Raw genomic sequence first — 20,643 nt, forward strand, 5'->3', positions numbered from 1 at the left:
GGAGGGGCCATGCGCAAGTTCGCTGCCATTCTGGTTTTCATATGCTGCCTTCCCGCAGCGGGCGCGCGAGAACTGCTGGTGATCGGCGCACATTTTGAACGGGTGTATGAACAGGGACAGGAAGGCGATATCGTCGGCCTCGGACCCGAGATCGTGCGCATCGTCGCCGAACGTATGGGCCACAAAGCCCGCTTCGAAATCTACCCCTGGGCGCGTGCCCAGGCCATGCTGGTGCAGGGCAAGGCCGACATTCTGGTCGGTCCTTACAAAACGTTCGAGCGCCAGAAGCTCATGTTGTTCTCGCATTTGCCCTTCTATCAGGACCAGATGGTGTTCTACGCGCGCACCGGATCGGGCATCGAGTGGAACGGCGATTTCGGTGAGCTGTCGGAGCGGCGCGTGGTCGTGCTGAACGGCTGGGCCTATGGTCCGGCCTTTGACGCGGCACGCCCTCAGCTGCGTCTGAGCGTGGCGAACAGCGTGGAGAGCGGCTTGAAGATGGTGGCGCATCAGCATGTGCACCTGTTTGCCAGCAATCGCCGCAACACCGAGCCGGTACTGGGAAGAATCGGGCTGGCCGGGCAGATCACCATGCTGCCGCATGTGATCGAGGTGCAGGACGGTTATTTCGCCTTTCAACGCAATGCATCAGGCGAGGCGCTGCGCAAGGCCTTCGATGGGGAATTCCAGAAACTCGTGGACGCCGGCGAGCTGAGACGGCTCGGCCAGCGCCACGAAGTCAACGTGCCTTAACGGGGCGGCGGCGTCAGCACCGTCGGCAAGGCTTTCGGCAAGGTCCCTGGATAATTGCGGCTGAAATGCAGGCCGCGGCTTTCGCGGCGCTGCAGCGCGCTGTTGACGATCATCGACGCCACTTCCACCAGATTGCGCAGCTCCAGCAAGTCCGGCGTGATGCGGAAGTGGGCGTAGTATTCGTCGATTTCTTCCTTCAGCAGCGCAATGCGGTGCTGGGCGCGTTCCAGGCGCTTGGTGGTGCGCACGATGCCCACATAATTCCACATGAAGCGGCGCAGCTCATCCCAGTTATGGGCGATGACCACTTCTTCGTCCGCATCGGTCACGCGGCTTTCATCCCAATCCGGCAGGAATGGCGCGCCTTCCTTCGGCGTGGACATGATGTCCTGGGCGCAGGCACGGCCGATTACCACGCATTCCAGCAGCGAGTTAGATGCCAGGCGGTTGGCGCCGTGCAGGCCGGTGCAGGCGGTTTCGCCCACTGCGTACAGGCCTGCCAGATCAGTGCGGCCCGCCATATCGGTCACCACGCCGCCGCAGGTGTAGTGGGCAGCGGGCACGATAGGAATCGGTTCCTTGGTGATGTCGATGCCCAGTTCCAAGCAGCGTGCGTAGATGGTCGGGAAGTGCTCGATCAGGAATTCGGCCGGCTTGTGGCTGATGTCCAGGTGCACGTAGTCCAGGCCGCGCTTCTTGATTTCGAAGTCGATGGCGCGCGCCACCACGTCGCGCGGAGCCAGTTCGGCGCGGTCGTCGTGGGCCAGCATGAAGCGCTGGCCGGCTGCGGCGCCGGCTTCGGGCGGCAGTTTCAGCAGACCGCCTTCACCGCGGATCGCTTCCGTGATCAGGAAGGACTTGGCGTAAGGGTGATACAGGCAGGTCGGGTGGAACTGGATGAATTCCATATTCGCCACGCGGCAGCCTGCGCGCCAGGCCATGGCGATGCCGTCGCCGCTGGCCGTATCGGGATTGGTGGTGTACAGATAAACCTTGCCCGCACCGCCGGTGGCCATGATGGTGTGTTCGGCTGCGAAGGTGTGGACCTGGCCGGTTTTCACGTCCTGCACGTACAGGCCGTGGCAGCGCGGCTGGCTGTTTTGCGGACGCGGGCTGATTTTGTCCGACGTAATCAGGTCAATCGCACAATGGTGCTCGAACAGGGTGATGTTCGGATGCGCGCGCACTTTTTCTTCCAGCGTCACCTGCACGGCGTGGCCGGTGGCGTCGGCAGCGTGAATGATGCGGCGCTGGCTATGGCCGCCTTCGCGCGTCAGGTGGAAGCCCAGTTCCGCGCTCTCGTCGCGGGTGAAGGGCACGCCCTGGTCGATCAGCCACTGGATCGCTTCCCGTCCGTGTTCAACGATGTAGCGGGTGGCGCCCTCGTCGCACAGGCCGGCGCCGGCGATCAGGGTGTCCGTGATGTGCTGCTCGTGGCTGTCGCCGGAATCGAGCACCGCAGCTATGCCGCCCTGGGCCCAGTTGCTGGCGCCATCCAGCAGCTCACGTTTGGAAATAACTGCAACTTTTCGGCTTTCCGCCAGGTGCAGGGCTACCGACAGGCCGGCCAGTCCGCTGCCGACGATGGCTACATCAAATTTCATGGTGATTCGGGATTTTATGCGGTCAAGAGCAATACTATAGACCATTTGCCATCCCTCCGCAGGCTTGCGCTCCCTCAAAACCCTGATGCCAGTGCGGGCGCATCATGGTTGAGGTCTCACCGGAGGAGGCGGAAGTGATCCGGATCTTCAATCACTACGTGTCGCGCATGGCCCTGCTTCTGCTCCTGATGGAGCTGGCCGTCCTGCTCGCGGCAGCAGCGCTGGCGACGCTGGCCGGGCTGCATGAGGTGCGGCTGATTGGAAGCACCTGGCTTTCCGCGACAGTGTTCTCGCTGGTCATGGTCTTCATCATGGCTGCCCTCGGCATGTACCGCAATGAGGTGCACGAAGACCTGCCTGGCATCGTGGCGCGCGTGCTGCCGGCGTTTGCTCTGGGATTCGCCATGCTGTCACTGGTGCCGCACCTGGTGCCTAGCCTGTCTTTCCTGCTGGGTGCTGGTGGCGTTCTGATGACGCGGCTGCTGCTGCGCGGTTCCGCCCAGACCAGCATGCTGGTACAGCGTCTGATACTGGTCGGCGATGGCGTGCTGGCACGGGAATGCCTGGAGCTGGCGCGCAGCCGCCAGGGTTTTCATCGATTCGAAGTGGTTGGCTGCGTGCCGGTTGAAGGCGAATTGCGCTGTGTGCCGTCGGCAGTGGTGCTGCCCGTGTGCGGAAGCCTGCTGGCGCTGGCGCGCAAACACGGCGCGCATGAACTGGTGGTATCGATCGGCGACCGCCGCAATGGGACTTATCCCGTCAAGGAATTGCTGGCCTGTGCGCTGGGTGGAGTTCGGGTGATCGATGCCGCGACCTTTTTCGAGCGGGAAGCATCCCAGCTCCGGATCGATTCCATGCAACCGAGTTACCTGACCTTCGGTGGCGGCTTTGATCAAAGCCTGCTGCGGGCTGCGGTCAAGCGCGGCTTCGACCTGGCCGCCAGTGCTGCCATTTGTCTGATTACCCTGCCGCTCATGGCCGGAGCGGTTCTTGCCATTTTGCTTGACGATGGCGGTCCTGTGATTTACCGGCAGGAGCGCGTCGGGCGCGATGGCAGGCTTTTTTTTCTCCTGAAGTTCCGCAGCATGCGCCAGGACGCGGAACACGATGGCCAGCCGCGCTGGGCGCAGCAGGCTGACAAGCGCATCACATCCACCGGCCGCTGGTTGCGCAAGCTGCGCATCGACGAACTTCCACAATTGCTGAATGTGTTCCGCGGCGAGATGAGCTTTGTCGGGCCGCGGCCGGAACGCGCCTTCTTCGTCTCCCAGTTCCAGCGCCAAATCGCGTATTACGACGTGCGCCACACGATCAAGCCCGGCATCACGGGCCTCGCCCAGGTGCGCTATCAATACGGCGCCTCGATCGAGGATGCGGTGTGCAAGCTGCAATATGACCTGTACTACGTGAAAAACAATAGCCTGTTCCTTGACCTGCTGATTCTGGTCGACACGGTGCAAGTTGTGCTATTCGGTAAGGGCAGCCGCTGATTTTAGCGTCATAGGGAGCAAGCATGGCCAAGAAAAAGCTGCTGGTGGTGGAAGACGATCCGGGCTTGCAAAGGCAGCTGCGCTGGGCGCTGGATGATTATGACACTGTGTTTGCGGCGGACCGTGACATGGCGCTGAATCAGCTGCGCCGCCACCAAACCGCCGTGGCGACCATTGATCTCGGTCTGCCGCCGGATACCGATGGTTCGGCCGAAGGCCTGGCCTTGCTGAAGCAGATGCTGGCGATTGCTCCGGATATGAAGGTCATCGTGCTGTCCGGGAACCAGGACCGCGGCAATGTTCTGAAAGCCGTAGGGCTGGGCGCTTACGACTTTCATCAGAAGCCGCTGGAAACAGACCTGTTGCGCCTCATGATCGAGCGCGCCTTCTTCCTGCACACCGTCCAGCAGGACAACCGGCGCATGCTGCAGACGGAGGTCGACTCGCCGCTGGCCGGCATTATTACGCGCGACCCCGGCATGCTGCGGGTCTGCCGCAGCGTGGAAAAAGTCGCGCCCAGCTCGGCGACGGTGATGCTGCTGGGCGCTTCGGGCTGCGGCAAGGAGTTGCTGGCACGCGGCCTGCACGAGCTGAGTGCCCGTCACGGCAAACGCTTCGTCGCCATCAATTGCGCCGCGATCCCGGAGAACCTGCTGGAGAGCGAGCTGTTTGGCTACGAAAAGGGGGCATTCACGGGGGCCGAGCGTCAGACGCTGGGCAAGATCGAACTGGCCGGCGGCGGCACATTCTTCCTCGATGAAATCGGCGATATGGCGATGCCTTTACAGGCCAAGCTGCTGCGCTTCCTGCAGCAGCGGATCATTGAGCGCGTCGGCGGCCGGAATGAGATCGCAGTCGATGTGCGCATTGTCTGCGCCACACACCGTAATCTGAAAGCATTGGTCGATGCCGGATCATTCCGGGAGGACCTGTTCTATCGTTTGAGCGAAATTGTGCTGGTGATTCCGCCGCTGCGGGAGCGCATGGGCGACAGCGTGCTACTAGCCCACCACTTCCGTCATCGCTTTGCCAACGCTGAAAGCCGTCCCGCCATGGCTTTCAGCACGGACGCGCTGGCGGCGATCGAGGCACACGGCTGGCCTGGCAATGTGCGCGAGATGGAAAACTGCATCAAACGTGCGGTCATCATGGCCGACGGCCCGCACATCACGGCGGCCGACCTGGGTTTGCCGCCGCTTGCCGCGCAATCCGAGAGCATGGATCTACGGGAAGCACGCAGCGGCGCCGAGTACAAGGTGATGGTGCGCGCTCTGGCGCGAACCGGCGGCAATATCGCGCGCGCCGCCGAGCTGCTTGGCGTGAGCCGGCCGACGCTGTACGACCTGATGAATCATCACGGCATCAAGTAAGCCTTTCCAGCGCCTTGGTGTCGAAAACCAGTTTTGGGAAGGAATTCTCGTGGCGGGATAAGTGGACCCAGGGGAACTGCGACGCCACCATCCACTGCCACTCGCCGCAGCAAAGAAAGACTGCCGATCCGAGCGGCGTTGCGCCCATGCGCCTGTGCGCGCGCAGCGATTCCGGATTGAAGGCGGATATGCGGCTGCAGGTCCATTGAACGCCAACGGCGTGCAGGCGGCGGTTGGTCGCGTCCCACAGCCTGCAAAAGGCGGTGCCAAGCCGCATCTCCGGTTGCACGAATACGTCGAAGTCCCACGCCGAGTGCGGCGAAGGCAGGCAATAGCGGACGCGCACATCATCTTCCTGATAAGCGCCGAACTGGTACCAGATGAAGCCTGCCAGTTGCTCGCCACGCCAGGCAGCCAGGCTGTGGGCGCCCTGACGGAAGCGGCGCGACAGGATGTCCGCACACCGCGGATAGCCAGGCGGGACGTCTTCTATGGTGACGATCGGGCTCACCGTAATACAGCCATTGCATCGCTGGCGTGCCGGCTCGGTCGCGACGCGTTGGGCCACAAACAAATAGCGCTGCAGACGCCAGCCGACGCTTTCCACCAGACGGGAGAGGGCGTACCAGGCAGCGCTGTGCCATCCGAGTTCAGCAATGCAGCGTCGTATCCGGTTCTTCATTGAGCCATTAGACCGCTGCGGTGCCTGGCGCCGTTTGATATCCGTCAAACGCTCTGCCTGTCCCATCGCAAGAAGCGAAACCTCGAATTCGCGAATCATGAAGCTGTCTCACTGACGGTGCGAGGAAATGATGGTCAGCCCAACCTGGAATACCGGCAGCCAACGCGGCTTCTACGATTACTACGAGAAGGAAAGCGCGGGACAGGCGGCGCTGGAACGCTTTGCATCGATCCAGCGCACGGTGCTGCGCGCGCTGGGTGCTCCAGAGGCGCCTTTGTATGTTGCCGATATCGGTTGCGGGGCGGGCACGCAGTCCCGCCTGTGGGCCGAGGGCGGACACGAAGTATTTGGCGCCGATATCAATGCGGCACTGATTGCCCTGGCGCGCGAACGCTCGGCGGATGCCGGATTGCAGATCGGTTTCGCAGTCGCTTCAGCCACCGATCTGCCCTGGCCGGATGCCAGCATGGATCTGTGTATAGCGCCTGAACTGCTGGAGCACGTCGAAGACTGGCAAGCATGCCTGCGCGAGATGGTGCGGGTACTGCGGCCCGGCGGCAGCCTGTATATCAGCACCAGCAATGTGCTGTGTCCACGGCAGGAGGAGTTCCAATTGCCGCTGTACTCCTGGTATCCGCCGGCGTTGAAACGGCACATCGTGCAGTTGGCGATGACGAGCCGCCCCGAACTGGCGGGGTATGCAACGTATCCCGCGGTGAACTGGTTCAGCTATTACGGCCTGCGCGACTGGCTGACAGCGCGTGGCGTGCGCTGCCAGGACCGGTTCGACCTGATTGATGTGAACAAACTGGGACGGGCCCGGCGCACCGTGATTTCTGCCGTTCGTGCCTGGCCCGGACTGCGTTGGCTAGCCCATGTCGCCACGCCTTACACCGTGGTATTGGGCACACGTCCGCGCAGCTGAGCGCGCATGGCAACAACGGCGGCCATCAGGTAGTAAGGTACGTCGTAATACAGCAGGCTGAGGAAGGCGCCGCCAACTGCAAATCCCACCATGCTGGCCTGGATCATGCGCGCCAGCGATCCCGCCCAGGCGAATTCCTCCTGCATGGCTGCCTGGCGCACCACCACCGTGGCGGAGCGCCATGTGAATAATCCGAGCAGCATATAAAGCACGAGCCCGACGTAGCCGTGTTCGCCCAGCGCCTGAAAATAGATGCTGTGCGCCGCATGCACGTCGCTGGGAACCGGCGCGTACAGAAAGAACGCGAGGGGTTCTGAAACCTCGAAGCCACCGCCGAAGAAGCGATCGCTCGCCAGATTGAAGGCCATGCGCCATGCATTGATGCGGCCCATTGCCGAGTCGTCCTCCTGGTAAGAGTTAATGGAATCCATGCGCGTTGACCAGCGCTCCGGCATCAGCACCAGAACCAGCGGAACACAAATCAGCAGCAGGGCGCCGCCGAGCAGTTTGTGGCGGCTCTTCAGCCACATGTACACCAGCATTGCGCCAATGGCCAGGAGCGCACCGCGTGAGTAGGAACCCAGTGTGGCGACAGCCGACAGCAGCATGGTAGCGGTCATCCCGTGCTTGAGCCATTTCCTGTGGGTAGCCAGCTGCAGATAGCGCATCAGGGGGATGGTCACGATCAAGGCCAGCGCCAGCGCGTTGTTGTCGCCGATGAAGGTATCCTCCGGCCCCCACACCAGATCGGCGCCACCGGTTCGCAAGGTAAAGATGCCGCCTTTGACGCCGTAAAAGCCCAGGGAAAGCACGATCACACCGATCAGGCGCTGGATGTCGGCGCGCTCGCGCAGCACCATCAGCGTTACCAGGTTCATCAGCATGATCTTCATCACCTTGCCCCACTGGGTCCAGGCCGCATTCGGAAACATGGCGAACAGGGTGGTGATATTCATCCACCATATAAAGGTGAGCAGCAGAATGGTTTCGGGTGTCCATGGCAGGCGGCAGGACTGCGGCGCCTTCAATATGCTGAAAAATGTACAGATCGCGATAATCATTGCGACCGGGAAGTGCTGGGCATAGCCCCAGCCCTGGGTGTGGGGATTCATGACGCTGACCAGTACCCACATCAGCACGCCATTGATGGGGTCTTTCAACACGAATGGCAGGCTGGCGAAGATGGCGAGCAGGATTAGGATGTCGCGCATGCGGCGTCACTGTCAGGTGTAGTAGCCGTAATACTCCACGCCGGGAAAGGCGCGCGTCTTGTTGTAGACCAGGTTGACATTGCGGCCGGGTTCCAGGCGGCCCAGCGCCTCGCGCACCGCGTTCTGGGTAGTGGTTTCGGCCTCTACCACCATCACCACCTGGCCCATTTGCGACACGAGGACGCTTGCCTCCGTCGTAATGAGCAAAGGCGGCGAATCGAAGATAACGATGCGGTCCGAGTAGCGGGAGGCGATTTCTTCCAGAAGACTGCTCATATTGCGGCTCGCCAGCAGTTCGGTGGCGTGACGGTTGGCGCGACCGGTGGGCAGAATGCTGAGCGAAGGCACATTGGTCTTGAGGATGACATCGGACAGATCCATGCTGCCGTTGAGCAGCACGTCCATCAGGCCGATGTCGGCATGCAGGCCCAGGACCTTGAGGACGGAAGGGCGTGCCACATCGGCATCGACCAGCAGCACCGTCACGTCCTTTTCCATCGCGATGCTCATGGCCAGGTTGATGGCGCAGTAAGTCTTGCCTTCGCCGGGCAGGGCGCTGGTGACGATGATCAGGTTGCCGCGGTTGGCTGTTTTGGCGTCATGCAGCAAGGGGCGCTTGATGATGCGGAAGTCTTCGGCCACCGGCGTACGCCCGCCATCGTGGGTGAGCATGCCACGCTGGAGCAGCCTCACGAGGTTGATATCCGCGAAACCGGGCTCTGGCATTTCGTTTCCAGCTTCCAGCAGCACTTCGGGCAGTTGCATTACTCACCCCACAGCTCAATGGATGAAGGCGTAGGCCATGACGCCGCCATAGCAAGCACAGAGGCAGGCCAGACCTGCGCTGAAGCCGATGCGGCCGTGGCGGCGGCGGCGTTGCTCGGCGTCGGTCCAGTTCATCGACACGGTGCCGATGACACGGAAGCCCGTTGCCTCGCGCAGTTCAGCGGGACTGAGGAAGGTCGGACGCAGTTGACCCAGCAGAAGCGCCACCGCGCCGCTTGCCAGGATCGAAACCAGCAGCACGACGCTGAACAACAGGGCGCGGTTGGGACCGATCGGGCGCAAGGGCACGGTAGGCGGATCGATGATCTTAAAGCTCATCATCTCGGTCGTTGTGCTGAGTTCGCCTGACAGCTTTGCCGACTCGCGCCGCGCAATCAGCTTCTCGTAGTTTTCCTTGTTGACCTGGTAATCGCGGTTCAACTGGGCCAACTGAGATTCCACTTCGGGGACGGCATTGCTTCGCGCTACCAGGCGTTCATGGCGCACTTCCATCTCCTGCACGCGAGCTTTGACCGCGGCCACGTGCGCATCCGCTTCGGCCAGCGCCACTTTGAGCTGCTGCAGCATGGGGCTGTAGCCTTTTCCTGGGTCGGCACCCGGAACGCGTTTTTTCGCCTCATCGGCCTTGCGCTCTTCAAGCTGCCCAATCAAGCGCAGGGTGGCGACAATGTCCGGATGCAGGTCGGTATATGTGGTGCGCAACGCGTCGAGCGATTTATTCAGGGCGTCGATGCGGCTATCGATTTCCGGATTCTCTACGGCCGGCGCGGCACTGGTGCCGATGACAGGCTCATCGCCATTGGCCTGCGCCGCCAGGGCAGTGCGGGAGTGTTCGGCTTCCACCAGTTCCAGTCGTGCGGTATTCAGCGCATCGGCAGAAATCAGGATTTGCGCGCCATAGTCGACACCCTGGCGCGGCAGCAGGGTGTTGTGTTTCAGCTTGAATTCCTTCATGGCGTTTTCGGCGGTGAGCAGTTTGTCTTCATAGCTGCGGATTTGTTCGTCGATAAATTGAACAGCCTTCTCCGAATCGCCTTTCTTGCCCTTGAAACTGCCTTCGACAAAGATGGTGAGCAGCGACTGCACCACATCACGCACCAGGCGCGGGCTGGAGTGATTGTAGCTAATGGTGTAGATGTCGTAATTGGCCGTGCCGCTGATGTGGATCGCGTTCATCAGCTCATCGACCTGTTTCTCGTGCTCGCGCGGTGTGCGGGCGTTGATGTCGAGGTCCACCATGCGCATCACGCGCTCGATATTGGGCCGGGTCAGCAGGGTGCGGCTCATGATTGCAACCTGCTGTTCGACGTTGGGCACACTGGTCATGCCCGCCATCAGCGGCTTGAGTACGCTTTGCGTGTCGACAAAGACCCGGGCCGAGGTCTGGTAATCGTCGGGCAGGGTGTAAACCTTCAGCCACCCCAGCGCGGCAACCAGCCACATGACCATGAAAGCGGGCCAGCGGTACTTCCAGATTCCTTTCAGGCTGGACAGCAACTGGCTGATCATCGGTTCCATGTCCAGGCGCTCCATGGCTAAAGGCTTGAATCGATTATATGGCTCGGTTCGGCGAGCGCACGCCGAACCGGCCCAACACTTGCGCCGGATCAAGTCCGGCTTCAATTCCGAAATTATTCATTGCTTGCGGCGGCGGCTCAGCAGCGACATGCTGAGCAGGCCGGCTGCAACCACGGCCAGCGTTCCCGGTTCCGGCACTTCCTGCTGCAATGCGTTGGCCAGCGTGTTGTGCTGGATCGTGATCTGGTAGCTGGTGCCACCGGTCAGCATCGGCGTGGTGGAACTGTATGCCGTCGTGCCGGGGTTGTAGGTCAGGATGCCCGTGCTGGCGTCAGTCCGGCTGACGGCGCTCAGTGCGTTGAGTGCGCTCGGTTCGAAGGCGAATACCGACAAGCCGGTCGACAGGTCCACGATGTTGATGCTCCACGACAGGCGGGCGTTGGCATTTGACGTCGGACCTGCGCCAGCGGATACGAAGGCTTGTGTGTAAGGCGTGCCGTCAAATGCAATCGTCATCGTTTCCGAATTGCCGAGAACAAAGCTGAAGGTGGTCGAGGTGCCCACATCCGAGTTGCCGGACGTGACCGTGTTCAGGCCGGTCGAAGCGTCGGCGCGGGTCTGTGCGTGGGCACCTGCGGGGCCGCCGTTGATGCTGATGGAGGAACCGGTCAGATTCTGGTCGGCGTAGCCGAAGCTGCCCGGCACCGGCGGCGGGCTGGCAAAAGGCGTGAAATTGTCTTCGACCAGCGGGAAGCAGGGCGCTCCCACGCATTGATGCAACACGTTGGGATTGGTGCCGCTCAGAATGCCGCGCGAATCGCTGCCTGCCGCGAAAATGATGTCGCGGGAGGCCGTGGCGTGGGCATCGTTGGTGCCGGACAACTGAGAAAAATCGGTGTTGCTGAATGCCGCACCGTTGGCATGCAACAGGCGGAAATTATTGATGTCCAGGATGGCGGACGCGAACGTCGAGGCCTGAGCCGCTCCGGCCACTCCCAGGCCCAGCGCCGCTGCAGCGGCCGTGGCCATCAGGCTTTTTTTCAAGGTGTTCATGGCTTGCTTCTCCTTTTGTGTTGGCGGCGAAGTGCCGACGCACACCGTTCAGCAGCATCCGTGCCACAGCGATTTCCCTCATCAAATCAAATGCTTGCGCGGACCGAGCTGAGCGCGCGACGGCGCATGAAAAAAAGTCCGACGCGCGGGAACCTTTTGAAGATCACTGCGCTCTGAGTGAGATGAGCCACGATAACGACAGCATTGTTTCGTTCGCGGCAGAGCCTGCACTGCGTGATCTTTTAATTGGAGAGAGCGGCATGGATACTGCCCTGAACCACCAACTGGACCACCAGTTGTTCCATATCCGCATGGCTAACACCCCTGGCACGCGGAAGAGCGCCGGTCTGCTCCTGCAGAAAATGTATGGCTGGCGCGGTTACGAGGTCGATACGCATGATCAGCATGCGCCCAACCGGATTACGCTATATGCGGAGGCGGAGGGCGCGACAGTCGGCACCATGTCGCTGTGTCTGGACGATGCCGGCGTCGGCTTGCCGGCCGATGAAAATTTCCGCGACAAGCTCGACGACCTGCGCTCCCGGGGACGCCGTCTGTGCGAGCCGTCGCGGCTGGCGATCGACCGGCATGTGAGCAAGCGCGTGTTCGCTTCGCTGATCCATATTTCGTACATCTACGCCCACAACATCCATGGCTACACCGACTACATCATCGAGGTGAACCCCCGCCACGTGATGTTCTACAAACGGATGCTGGGCTTCAAGGACTTTGGGGGCGAGCGCCACTGCAGCCGTGTGCAGGCGCCGGCCGTCCTGCTGCGGCTGGAGCTGGAGTACATGGGCCGGCAGATCGACAAGTTCGGCGGCATGATGGAGCAGCGCGAAGGAGAACGCTCTTTCTATCCCTACTTCTTCGCACGCGAGGATGAACCTGGTATTACGGCGCGTCTGATGGAAGGCAAGGATTAGCCATGGGCGCCTCCGAAGCCCTGGAAGCCTGGTCGGCCTTGCTTGGTGCCGGGCGCGTGGCCGTCGATGCGGCGAGTCTTGCGCCTTACAGTGCCAGCACGGCCGCGCGCAGCACCCGGCCCCTGGCCGTCTTGCGTCCGCTGACAACGGATGAAGTCGTTGCGGTGGTGCGCATCGCGGCACGACATGGCACAGCGCTGTACCCAATCAGCGTGGGCCACAACTGGGGCTACGGCGACGCCTGCGCGGTGCGCGACGGGAATGTGATTGTGGATTTGAGTGGCATGCGGCGCATCCTGGAAATGGACCGCGATCTGGCTTACGTGGTGGTCGAGCCCGGCGTAACTCAGGCGCAACTGTCGGATTATTTGCTTCGCGAAGACTTGCCGATGTGGATGGATTGCACGGGGGGCGGACCGGACACCAGCCTCGTCGGCAATATCCTGGAGCGCGGCTTTGGCCACTCGCCCTACGGCAACCGCTTTCAGAACGTGGCCGGAATGAGAATCGTGCTGGGCAATGGCGAGGTGCTGAACACGGGCTTTGGCCATTTTCCCACCGCCGTTAACCAGCGCATCTTTCCGTATGGCGTGGGGCCTTATCTGGATGGCTTGTTCACGCAGGCGAATCTGGGCATCGTCACCAGTCTCGGCCTGTGGCTGATGCCGAAGACGCAGGCGATCAACCATTTCCTGTGTTCAGTTGAAGAGCACGGCGATATCGCAGCGGTGGTCGATGCACTGCGGCCCTTGCGTATGGGCGGTATCCTGCGCAGCATTCTGCATATCGGCAATGACTTGCGCGTGATTTCGGGCGGCATGACCTTTCCGCATCAGCTCGCGCCTGGCGCATCGCGGCTGCCCGACGAAGTGCGCCAGCAACTGCGGAAGTCGGCGGGCATTGGGAGCTGGACCGTGTCAGGGGCGCTTTACGGCAGCACCGCGCAATTGGCCTTTGCGCGGAAAGCGGTGCGCATGGCTTTGGCGCCAACCAGGGCGCGTGTTCAGTTTCTTGACGAGCGCAAACTGGCGCTGGGCGAGATGGCGGTGCGAATGCTGGGCAAGGGTGCGCTGGCACACAAGCTGCGCGCGCGCGTGGCGCTGGGCCGCTCGCTATTCGACATGAACCGCGGCATTCCCAATGGGCGATTTCTGGCGGGGGCTTACTGGCGCCGCCGGGGTGGCTTGCCAAAAGGCTTCCCGCAAGGCGCCAATCCTGCGCTTGATAACTGCGGTCTGCTGTGGGTTTCGCCCGTTTTGCCGATGCGTGGCGCCGATATGCTGGTGGCCAGCTCCCTGGCCGATCGCATTTTCCGTGCGCACCAGTTCGATCTGTTCGCGACTTTCAGCATGATCAACGAGCGCGCGTTGGGCGGCGTGCTGACCGTCGCTTTCGATAAGGAAGATGCGGCTGAAACGGCCCGCGCGCGCGCCTGCCACGACCAGCTGTTTGAGGAAATGATGGCCGCAGGCTACATTCCCTACCGCGTGGGGCAGCAATCGATGGATAAACTGGACAATGGAGACGACAGCTTTTGGCGTACTGTAGCGCGTGTCAAAGACGCATTGGACCCGCAGCACATCATCGCTCCCGGCCGTTACGGGCCAGGTTAAGATGTCCTTACAGTTTGGCCATCAGCGCCTGCACTTCGCTGCGCTGAGGAAGATCATGCAGGGCCAGCAGCTGTTCGCACTGTATACGCGCCGCGCGTTTGTCGCCGGTTTGTGCCAGCGCCTGTGCGTAATGGAAGCGGATATCGGCTGAAGCGGGCGCCTGGTCGACAGCTTTCCTCAGCAGAGGAAGTGCGCGCGTGGCCTGGCCTTGCGAGGTCAGCACCGCGGCCAGCGTGTCCGCGACGGCCGGATTTTGCGGCGCGAGTTTGAAGGCGCGCTCGGCCAGGCCTTGCGCACGCTTATCGGCAAGTTGCAGATAGCACCAGGCAAGGTCGTTCAATACCAGCGCATTGTTTGGACCGACCTCCAGCAAGCGTTCGTACTGAGTGCTGGCGGCGTGGAAGTCGCGGTCCTGTACCAGCGCGCTGGCATAGTAGAGGCGCGTGCGGGCATCGGCCGGATTTTTATCCTGCCACTGGTCCATGCGCGCATTGGCCGCAGGGCGCTTGCCGGACGCGCGCAGGGCGCGATGGATCGAGATCAGCAGCGGGCCTGTGCGCATCAGTTCGAAGCCCCGTTCATAGCGCTTTAATGCTTGTTCAACGTTACCTTGGGCTTGCAGTGCGTCGCCTTCCAGCTTGAAGCCCAGTGCATCATTGGGACGGCGCCGTTGCACGCCCTGGGCGAGACTGATGGCTTCCGGCAGCGCGCCGCCATCGATCAACATGGCGCTGGCCAGGGCGAGCGCATCATCGCGATCCGGTTCGAGCGCCAGTGCGCGGCGAACGGCAACCATTGCGTCATGCGGACGCTTCAGCGCCAGCTGTTCCAACGCGATGCGCATTTGCACAGCTGCCGAACGGGCCTGAAGTACGGCGAGTTTGCTGTAGCTTTCCAGCGCATTGGCATGCTCGCCGCTGTCTGCTTCAGCGCTCGCCAGCAGGGCCAGCACTTCAGCATTAGCCGGATTGGCGGCGTGCAGCTTGCGTGCCAGCGTCATACCCTTTTCTCGGGCGCCGCTGCGCAGATAGGCCGCCGCCAGGATGGTGGACGTCGCCACATCATTCGGGTGCGCGGCGCAGGCCTTTTCCAGCCAATTGACGGCTTCAGCCTGATTGCCCTGACCGGCGGCGAGCTTCGACAGGGCGATCATCAGCGGCAGACTGTCCCTGGAGCGGGCCAGAGCCTCGTTCAAACGCCTGCGCGCCTGATCCGGTTTCTTTTCCATCAAGTCGAGCTGGGTGAGGTTTTGTAAGGCAGGCATGTACTGCGCATCCAGCTTGAGTGCCTGTTCGAAACCGGCACGCGCGCCGTGCAGATCGCCTTTGGCCAGCAGCACGCCACCGCGCAGATTCTGCACCATGGGGTTGTCGCCTTGCTTGAGCATGGCCTCGACCTGTTGCATGGCTTTGTCGAAGTCGCGTGCCCGCAAGTGCGTCATGACCAGCAACGCGCCGGCGCGCGAGCCGGCGCCGGATGTGCGGGCCGCCTGCTCCAGTTCGGCGATGGCGCGCTTGTGCTCGCCTGTGCCAAGATGGCTCAGGCCTTGCGCCGCTTGCAGCTGAGTTGAGTCCGGAGCGAGCGCGCTGGCGCGTTCGAAGTAGGTGGCGGCCTGCTCGAATTTGCGCAATTGCATGGCTGCCTCACCAGCCAGTGCGAGCACATCCGCATCGGACGCATCGCTTCCGACCAAGGGTAGTAACAAGTGCAGCGCCTCTTCTGGCTGGCGCGCATTCAGCGCTGCAGCCGCCAGCAGCCGGGTGGCATAAGGATGGTGCGGTGAGCTTTCTAGAAACTTTTGCAAATGGCCGCGCGCCTGCGTGAAGGAACCCATGGCCGTTTCGATGGCGCCGGCCAGCAGCAGGCTTGGCGCATGATCCGGCGCCGCACGCAGAATTTGCTGCACCTGGGTCAGCGCGCTCTTATTCTGGCCTTCCCGGAAATCCAGCATTGCCTGCGCATAGTAGACCAGCAGGCTATTGGGCTGGCTCTTGCGCGCGGCAGCGATCTGCTGCCGGGCTTGTTCCAGTTGTCCGGCCTGAATGGCGAGATTGGCAATGTCGATGCGTGCCTGCAGGTTATTGGGCCTGAGCTTCAGTACGCTTTCATAGGCCAGGCGAGCCGCCTCCAGCCGTCCCTGAGCGCGCAGCAAATCACCCTTGAAGCGCAGCGCGTCGATTTCACGCGGCTGGGCGACGATCGCTTGCTCGATATAACGCATGGCTTCGTCTTGCCGCTCGCGCGCCATTGCCAGCCGGGCTAGGCCGAGCAGGGCGTCCATGCTGTCCGGACGCGCTTGCAGCGCCTGGCGGAACAGGGGAGCCGCCAGATCCGGCTTGCCCAGGCCAAGCTGAGCCTCGCCGCGCAGGGCCAGCACGATCGCGCTACTGCCGTCATTGCTTAGCACATCCAGCAGCTTCTGATATTCGCCTTGCAGCAGCAAGGCCTTGCCCAGATAAGGAATAACTTCGGCGCGGGGACGGCCACGGTCCAGGGCGCGCTTCAGTTCTTTCTCTGCCGAGACGGCATCACCCTGTTCGACGTACACTTCGCCCAACAGCTGCCGCACCGAGCCGTTTTCAGGCGATTGCTCGGCCGCGTTCTTCAACTGAATGACGGCAGCCCGGAAGTCGCCGCGAGCGCGGAAGCCGCGCGCCTCTTCCAGCAGTTTATCGGCGGGCTGCATGCGTTGGCAGGCGACGAGAATGGCAAGTGCCACACCGGCGGCAACGGTAATGCTTTTCGACATGACCTTCTCCTCAGCTGGCAAAGACTCCAGCGTAGGGAAGCGGCGGCGGCGCTCATTGACGCCGCGCAAAGGACTTGCTTAGTTGACGCGGTCCCAGGGCGGCGTGCCTTCGAACTCCCGGACCAGGAAATCGATCATGGCGCGCACCTTGGCGCTCAGGTGTCGGCGGCTGGGATAGACGGCCAGCACATCGATGTCAGGAAGCCGATAGCCGGGCAGCACCGGCACCAGCCGCCCTTCACGCAGGTCGGCACCGATCAGGAAGCTTGGCTGCCAGATGATGCCCATCCCGCCCAGCGCGGCAGCCCGCGCGGTGTCGCCGTTATTGGTATGCATGGCGCCACGGACTTTCACCGGATGCGGCTTGCCCGCCTCGTCGGAGAACTGCCATTCGTCGCCGGTGGGGTTGTAGCTGTAGACAATGCATTCATGCTGCTGCAGATCGGCCGGCGTGCGCGGTATTCCGCGCCGCGCCAGGTAGTCCGGCGAAGCGCACACGATATTGCGCGACGTGGCCAGCTTGCGCGCCACATTGCTGGCCGAGCCGGCGCGCGAGATGCGGATCGCCATGTCGTAGCCTTCTTCGACAATATCGACCACGCGGTCGATCAGGGAAATGTCCAGCTGTACATCCGGATGCTGCTGCATGAACTTTGGCCACAAATGGGCCAGCTGCAATACGCCAAAACTGAGCGGCGCATTGATCCGCAGTACGCCGCGCGGATGCAGGGCGGCCGACGACACAATGGCTTCCGCCTCCTGCACCTCTTCGAGGATGGAACGGGCGCGCTCAAACAGCGCTTCGCCGCTCGGTGTGAGCGACATCTTGCGCGAGCTGCGGTTCAGCAGTCGGGTCTGGAGATGGGATTCGAGGTCGCTGATGTAGCGGGTAACGTTGGCAGGGGAGGTGTCCAGGGATTCGGCGGCACGCGCGAAGCCCTCTTTGCGCACAACTTCGACAAACACTTCGAGCGCGCGCAGCCTGTCCATGCAGCCGCTTTACTTGACGTGGCCGGCAGCCGCCAGCCACTTGGCGACTTCCGCATCGCTGTGCGGAGCGCCTTCACCGTTGCGGGCCAGGGAAGCCAGGGTCAGCGCCGCCTGTGCATGGCGGTGTTCCGCGGCTTGCACATACCAGGGCCAGGCCTTGTCGGTCGCTTCTTCCTTGCTCACATTGCCGGTGCGGTACATCTCCGCCAATTGGAATGCCGATTCCGGATCGCCCTCGCGGGCGGCCTTTTCGAACAGACGCATGGCTTCGCCGCGCTTGGCAGTATCGTTGCGGTACAGCATGCCCAATTCACGGGTCGCGACGGCGGACCCTTGGTCCGACCATTCGCGCAGGCGGCGCTCGGCGGCCGCGCCACCGTGCTTGCCAACTTGCTGGGCCAGTGCGAGGACTTCCGGTGCCGCAGGCACAACGTCATCCCGCGCCTGACAGGCAATCAGCATGCCCACCATCACGAGTACCGACGACAACAGCACGCCGGACTTGTTAAATAATTCCATATTCTTTTTTTCCACTGGGGACGCCAATATACCAGTTTATTGCCTAAAATCAACTCTCGGCATGCCGTTCCATCATTGTAGGCACTATGGCCACAGGACGGCGCACGATGAATCACGAGGCGGCGCAAGACTGCCAAATTCACAAATTGTTGGCGATCTTAGCACGGGCGTATTGCGCTGCATCATAAGAAACCAGCGCAAGGGGGTAAAACTTGTAACAAGAATTAACGGGCTGAGGCACGTCCGGAATGACGGTCCAGCCAGGCGCCGGCGTAGTCCAGCACCAGTTTCAGCTCACCTTCCAGGGCGGTGAACAGATAGGGAACTTCCATCATGCGCCCCTCTTGCAGGGCCAGCTCCAAGGCCAGTGACGCGGCCACGAAGCGTTTGGCGCCGAGCGCGCCAATTGTTGCGCGCAGATTGTGCAGGATGCGGCGCGCTTCCATGAATTTCTCGTCCCGGATCGCTTCACCCGCCATGTTCAGCGGTTCGACTCCGGGTCCGATACCGTCGCGAACAATCTTCACGACATTGGATATCGCCTTGTCATCGTCGCCCATGTACTGCATGAGCCGATCGACACAGAATATGGCCTCATCCGAGGCGCTGGCATAGGCGGTCATGCTGCTTCTCCTCAATCGCGGAACACCCAATAGCGTCCCGCCCCGCTGTCTACGGCACGCAGGCCGAAACGGTCGGCGGCCCGCGCATGTTCGTGGATCAGGTAATACATATCGCTCAGCGCCGAGCGCCGCTCGGCAAAGTAGGAGTGCTTGATGAAACCGGTATCGATCCCGGTCACATCAATGGTCTCCACGCCCGGGGCCAGTGCCAGCCCGGGGCCGCTTTCCCCGGCGCGGGGATAGCCATGCACCGACTTCGAAGCTTGCAGCGCCGCGTCTTCCGACGAGGCATACAGCGTGACCGGGTTGGCAGCCTTCGCCAGCGCCGGCGCGATTTGCTGCCGGAACACGTCGGCATCGATGTCCGGCGCGGTCAGGATCACTTCGCGGATACGAGCTGCCAGCTCAGGCCGCGATGCATTCAGGTTCATCATCGCACGCGTCATGGCGCGGTTGCCCATGCTGTGCGCCAGCAGGTACACGTGCTCGGCGCCGCTCTGTTCCAGGAATTCGATCAGGAACGTATTCAAGTTCGACAATGTCCATTCGACATTGGTCTCATCCACTATATATCCCGAAAGCTTGCCTTGCGAGGGCCAACTGTAAAAAATCGGGACGCCCTGGTAGCCAAGGTCATAAGCGAGCTGGCCGGTGCGCCGCGCGGCATCTTCAAAACTGGTGCGGTAGCCGTGCACGAAGAGCAGGGCGCTTTTCTCGCCGCCTGCCGCGACTGCGTCCTTCAGCTGGCCGAAGCAGTACGAGGCGTCCATCAGTTCGACCGCCATCAGCATCACGTGGTGCTCGGGATTTTCATGGAACTCCAGCCGCAGCAACGAGGGTGACTCCAGTTCGCCCATGCGGTGCTCGCGCGGGATGCTCACATCGCAGGAACCATAGCGCAGCTGGCCGCGTGCTCCGCCAAACAGGCGGGCCGGATGGCGATCGCCGGACAGTTCGCGGTCGGTGGCAAACCAGACCTTCATGACTGCATGGTTGGGCGTATCGGCCGGCTCAATTGCAGCCGGTTGCGTAATCAAACGGCTGCGGGCGCGCTTCTCAACCTCGTCGATCAGGTTGCGCGCAGCAGCCCGCAAGTAGCGGTCGCCCGCCAGGCCGGCGGAGGCCAGGGCATCGGACAGGGCGAACTGGCGGGACTGCGATCCGGGATCTTGTTCCACATCGGCGATTGCGTCCGCCACGGCGGGAGAGTTCCCCGCCAGCCGGGATTTCAACATCTGGTAGGCTGCGCTGATGCCTCCTTCGCTGGCACCAGCCGTCACTGCAGTAGTGATGACATCCATGCGATTCTCCTGGCTCCGTTAATGCATATCTGACCACACTGAATGGGGCAAGTCCAGCCCCGCGCGCACCTATTCAGAAGGGCGCAATTCCATCCGGTTGATGCGCGACGCCTTGTTGTAATCGACTTCCAGTAGCCATACCGCATTCCCGCAATTGAGGCGGTACAGGTACTGGCGGTCCTCGCCTTTGACCCGGCGATCCAGCAAACGCAGCGAGGGCGCATCGCAACCTTTCAACTGGCGCGCCGCCGTGCCACTGGCCAGCGTCATCGCCGCACCCCGTTCGGTGAAACGGTCCTGCGGTGCTGCGCCGCCAGCAATGCGCGCCACGATGTCCGTTACCTCCGAAGTGACTTGGGGTTCGGTGTCCTGGCTAGCGTCCTGCTGCGCGCTCGCACAACCGAAAATCAGCGCGCTGGCAAGACCTGCAGTAAGAATTTTCTTCATAAAACGGCTCCGCTGTTGTGCGTGCGCACTTGACTGATGCAAAAGCGACACTGTGTGATTTTAATCAAAATTTTCAAAAA

18 protein-coding genes are annotated in these 20,643 nt (G+C 62.0%); 6 read left to right on the forward strand and 12 right to left on the reverse strand.

What is annotated here, in order from left to right:
• Positions 1-9 precede the first annotated feature (9 nt).
• Positions 10-753, forward strand: coding sequence for a substrate-binding periplasmic protein (locus tag AB4Z19_RS06420; protein ID WP_442025949.1), 744 nt, complete (start codon positions 10-12; stop codon positions 751-753).
• Here AB4Z19_RS06420 and nadB read toward each other — a convergent pair.
• Entirely contained in the window at positions 750-2,357 is a 1,608-nt protein-coding gene (gene nadB, locus AB4Z19_RS06425) for an L-aspartate oxidase (protein WP_442034714.1), read from the reverse strand. The two genes, AB4Z19_RS06420 and nadB, sit on opposite strands and share 4 nt — an antisense overlap.
• Positions 2,358-2,461: 104 nt before the next feature.
• Here nadB and AB4Z19_RS06430 point away from each other — a divergent pair, with 104 nt between their 5' ends.
• Positions 2,462-3,847, forward strand: coding sequence for a TIGR03013 family XrtA/PEP-CTERM system glycosyltransferase (locus tag AB4Z19_RS06430; RefSeq protein WP_442025520.1), 1,386 nt, complete (start codon positions 2,462-2,464; stop codon positions 3,845-3,847).
• Between the two features lie 23 nt (positions 3,848-3,870).
• Positions 3,871-5,217, forward strand: a complete 1,347-nt coding sequence (gene prsR, locus AB4Z19_RS06435) for a PEP-CTERM-box response regulator transcription factor (protein WP_442025519.1) — start codon at positions 3,871-3,873, stop codon at positions 5,215-5,217.
• Here the strand turns inward: prsR and AB4Z19_RS06440 are convergent.
• The gene (locus AB4Z19_RS06440) at positions 5,210-5,998 is read right to left on the reverse strand and encodes a GNAT family N-acetyltransferase (RefSeq protein ID WP_442034716.1); all 789 of its coding nucleotides are present in this window, start codon (positions 5,996-5,998) and stop codon (positions 5,210-5,212) included. The genes prsR and AB4Z19_RS06440 overlap by 8 nt on opposite strands.
• A gap of 28 nt (positions 5,999-6,026) precedes the next feature.
• Here AB4Z19_RS06440 and AB4Z19_RS06445 point away from each other — a divergent pair, with 28 nt between their 5' ends.
• Positions 6,027-6,824 (forward strand): methyltransferase domain-containing protein, encoded by a 798-nt coding sequence (locus AB4Z19_RS06445; RefSeq protein WP_442025517.1) that lies wholly within the window; start codon positions 6,027-6,029, stop codon positions 6,822-6,824.
• Here the strand turns inward: AB4Z19_RS06445 and AB4Z19_RS06450 are convergent.
• The 4 genes from AB4Z19_RS06450 to AB4Z19_RS06465 all read right to left on the reverse strand — a co-directional run bounded on the left by AB4Z19_RS06450 (position 6,788) and on the right by AB4Z19_RS06465 (position 11,392).
• Positions 6,788-8,035, reverse strand: coding sequence for a putative O-glycosylation ligase, exosortase A system-associated (locus AB4Z19_RS06450; protein WP_442025516.1), 1,248 nt, complete (start codon positions 8,033-8,035; stop codon positions 6,788-6,790). The two genes, AB4Z19_RS06445 and AB4Z19_RS06450, sit on opposite strands and share 37 nt — an antisense overlap.
• A gap of 12 nt (positions 8,036-8,047) precedes the next feature.
• The gene (locus AB4Z19_RS06455) at positions 8,048-8,800 is read right to left on the reverse strand and encodes an XrtA-associated tyrosine autokinase (protein ID WP_442025515.1); all 753 of its coding nucleotides are present in this window, start codon (positions 8,798-8,800) and stop codon (positions 8,048-8,050) included.
• 15 nt (positions 8,801-8,815) lie between these two features.
• The gene (locus tag AB4Z19_RS06460; protein ID WP_442034718.1) at positions 8,816-10,339 is read right to left on the reverse strand and encodes an XrtA system polysaccharide chain length determinant; all 1,524 of its coding nucleotides are present in this window, start codon (positions 10,337-10,339) and stop codon (positions 8,816-8,818) included.
• A 117-nt stretch (positions 10,340-10,456) separates the two neighbouring features.
• Positions 10,457-11,392, reverse strand: a complete 936-nt coding sequence (locus AB4Z19_RS06465) for an EDSAP-1 family PEP-CTERM protein (RefSeq protein WP_442025513.1) — start codon at positions 11,390-11,392, stop codon at positions 10,457-10,459.
• 260 nt (positions 11,393-11,652) lie between these two features.
• Between AB4Z19_RS06465 and AB4Z19_RS06470 the strand changes: the two genes are divergently transcribed.
• Both AB4Z19_RS06470 and AB4Z19_RS06475 read left to right on the forward strand, forming a co-directional pair.
• Positions 11,653-12,321 (forward strand): N-acyl amino acid synthase FeeM domain-containing protein, encoded by a 669-nt coding sequence (locus AB4Z19_RS06470; protein WP_442034719.1) that lies wholly within the window; start codon positions 11,653-11,655, stop codon positions 12,319-12,321.
• 2 nt (positions 12,322-12,323) lie between these two features.
• Positions 12,324-13,934 carry an FAD-binding oxidoreductase gene (locus AB4Z19_RS06475; RefSeq protein WP_442034721.1) on the forward strand — a complete coding sequence of 537 codons (1,611 nt, stop codon included), beginning with the start codon at positions 12,324-12,326 and terminating at the stop codon, positions 13,932-13,934.
• 7 nt (positions 13,935-13,941) lie between these two features.
• On the opposite strand, the gene prsT is transcribed toward AB4Z19_RS06475, so the two are convergent.
• The 6 genes from prsT to AB4Z19_RS06505 all read right to left on the reverse strand — a co-directional run bounded on the left by prsT (position 13,942) and on the right by AB4Z19_RS06505 (position 20,563).
• Positions 13,942-16,683 (reverse strand): XrtA/PEP-CTERM system TPR-repeat protein PrsT, encoded by a 2,742-nt coding sequence (gene prsT / locus AB4Z19_RS06480; RefSeq protein ID WP_442027292.1) that lies wholly within the window; start codon positions 16,681-16,683, stop codon positions 13,942-13,944.
• A 78-nt stretch (positions 16,684-16,761) separates the two neighbouring features.
• Positions 16,762-17,673, reverse strand: a complete 912-nt coding sequence (locus tag AB4Z19_RS06485) for a LysR family transcriptional regulator (protein WP_442027294.1) — start codon at positions 17,671-17,673, stop codon at positions 16,762-16,764.
• A gap of 9 nt (positions 17,674-17,682) precedes the next feature.
• Positions 17,683-18,192 (reverse strand): tetratricopeptide repeat protein, encoded by a 510-nt coding sequence (locus AB4Z19_RS06490; RefSeq protein ID WP_442034723.1) that lies wholly within the window; start codon positions 18,190-18,192, stop codon positions 17,683-17,685.
• A gap of 224 nt (positions 18,193-18,416) precedes the next feature.
• Entirely contained in the window at positions 18,417-18,815 is a 399-nt protein-coding gene (locus tag AB4Z19_RS06495) for an Hpt domain-containing protein (protein WP_442027297.1), read from the reverse strand.
• Positions 18,816-18,826: 11 nt separating this feature from the next.
• On the reverse strand, positions 18,827-20,116 hold the full coding sequence (locus AB4Z19_RS06500) for an alpha/beta hydrolase (RefSeq protein ID WP_442027299.1): 1,290 nt from the start codon (positions 20,114-20,116) through the stop codon (positions 18,827-18,829).
• 69 nt (positions 20,117-20,185) lie between these two features.
• On the reverse strand, positions 20,186-20,563 hold the full coding sequence (locus AB4Z19_RS06505; protein ID WP_442034725.1) for a hypothetical protein: 378 nt from the start codon (positions 20,561-20,563) through the stop codon (positions 20,186-20,188).
• Between the last annotated feature and the right edge of the window lie 80 nt (positions 20,564-20,643).

This window comes from Pseudoduganella sp. RAF19, from assembly GCF_052114165.1.
GTDB lineage: Bacteria > Pseudomonadota > Gammaproteobacteria > Burkholderiales > Burkholderiaceae_D > Rugamonas.

Excerpts from the sequence above, each read along its gene's own strand:
- AB4Z19_RS06495 (WP_442027297.1), bottom strand. The coding sequence starts at position 18,815 with ATGACCGCCTATGCCAGCGCCTCGGATGAGGCCATATTCTGTGTCGAT.
- prsT (WP_442027292.1), bottom strand. The coding sequence starts at position 16,683 with ATGTCGAAAAGCATTACCGTTGCCGCCGGTGTGGCACTTGCCATTCTC.
- AB4Z19_RS06505 (WP_442034725.1), bottom strand. The coding sequence starts at position 20,563 with ATGAAGAAAATTCTTACTGCAGGTCTTGCCAGCGCGCTGATTTTCGGT.
- AB4Z19_RS06485 (WP_442027294.1), bottom strand. The coding sequence starts at position 17,673 with ATGGACAGGCTGCGCGCGCTCGAAGTGTTTGTCGAAGTTGTGCGCAAA.
- AB4Z19_RS06430 (WP_442025520.1), top strand. The coding sequence starts at position 2,462 with ATGGTTGAGGTCTCACCGGAGGAGGCGGAAGTGATCCGGATCTTCAAT.
- AB4Z19_RS06490 (WP_442034723.1), bottom strand. The coding sequence starts at position 18,192 with ATGGAATTATTTAACAAGTCCGGCGTGCTGTTGTCGTCGGTACTCGTG.
- AB4Z19_RS06455 (WP_442025515.1), bottom strand. The coding sequence starts at position 8,800 with ATGCAACTGCCCGAAGTGCTGCTGGAAGCTGGAAACGAAATGCCAGAG.
- AB4Z19_RS06475 (WP_442034721.1), top strand. The coding sequence starts at position 12,324 with ATGGGCGCCTCCGAAGCCCTGGAAGCCTGGTCGGCCTTGCTTGGTGCC.
- AB4Z19_RS06420 (WP_442025949.1), top strand. The coding sequence starts at position 10 with ATGCGCAAGTTCGCTGCCATTCTGGTTTTCATATGCTGCCTTCCCGCA.
- prsR (WP_442025519.1), top strand. The coding sequence starts at position 3,871 with ATGGCCAAGAAAAAGCTGCTGGTGGTGGAAGACGATCCGGGCTTGCAA.
- AB4Z19_RS06440 (WP_442034716.1), bottom strand. The coding sequence starts at position 5,998 with ATGATTCGCGAATTCGAGGTTTCGCTTCTTGCGATGGGACAGGCAGAG.
- AB4Z19_RS06445 (WP_442025517.1), top strand. The coding sequence starts at position 6,027 with ATGATGGTCAGCCCAACCTGGAATACCGGCAGCCAACGCGGCTTCTAC.
- AB4Z19_RS06470 (WP_442034719.1), top strand. The coding sequence starts at position 11,653 with ATGGATACTGCCCTGAACCACCAACTGGACCACCAGTTGTTCCATATC.
- AB4Z19_RS06465 (WP_442025513.1), bottom strand. The coding sequence starts at position 11,392 with ATGAACACCTTGAAAAAAAGCCTGATGGCCACGGCCGCTGCAGCGGCG.
- AB4Z19_RS06450 (WP_442025516.1), bottom strand. The coding sequence starts at position 8,035 with ATGCGCGACATCCTAATCCTGCTCGCCATCTTCGCCAGCCTGCCATTC.
- nadB (WP_442034714.1), bottom strand. The coding sequence starts at position 2,357 with ATGAAATTTGATGTAGCCATCGTCGGCAGCGGACTGGCCGGCCTGTCG.
- AB4Z19_RS06460 (WP_442034718.1), bottom strand. The coding sequence starts at position 10,339 with ATGGAACCGATGATCAGCCAGTTGCTGTCCAGCCTGAAAGGAATCTGG.
- AB4Z19_RS06500 (WP_442027299.1), bottom strand. The coding sequence starts at position 20,116 with ATGGATGTCATCACTACTGCAGTGACGGCTGGTGCCAGCGAAGGAGGC.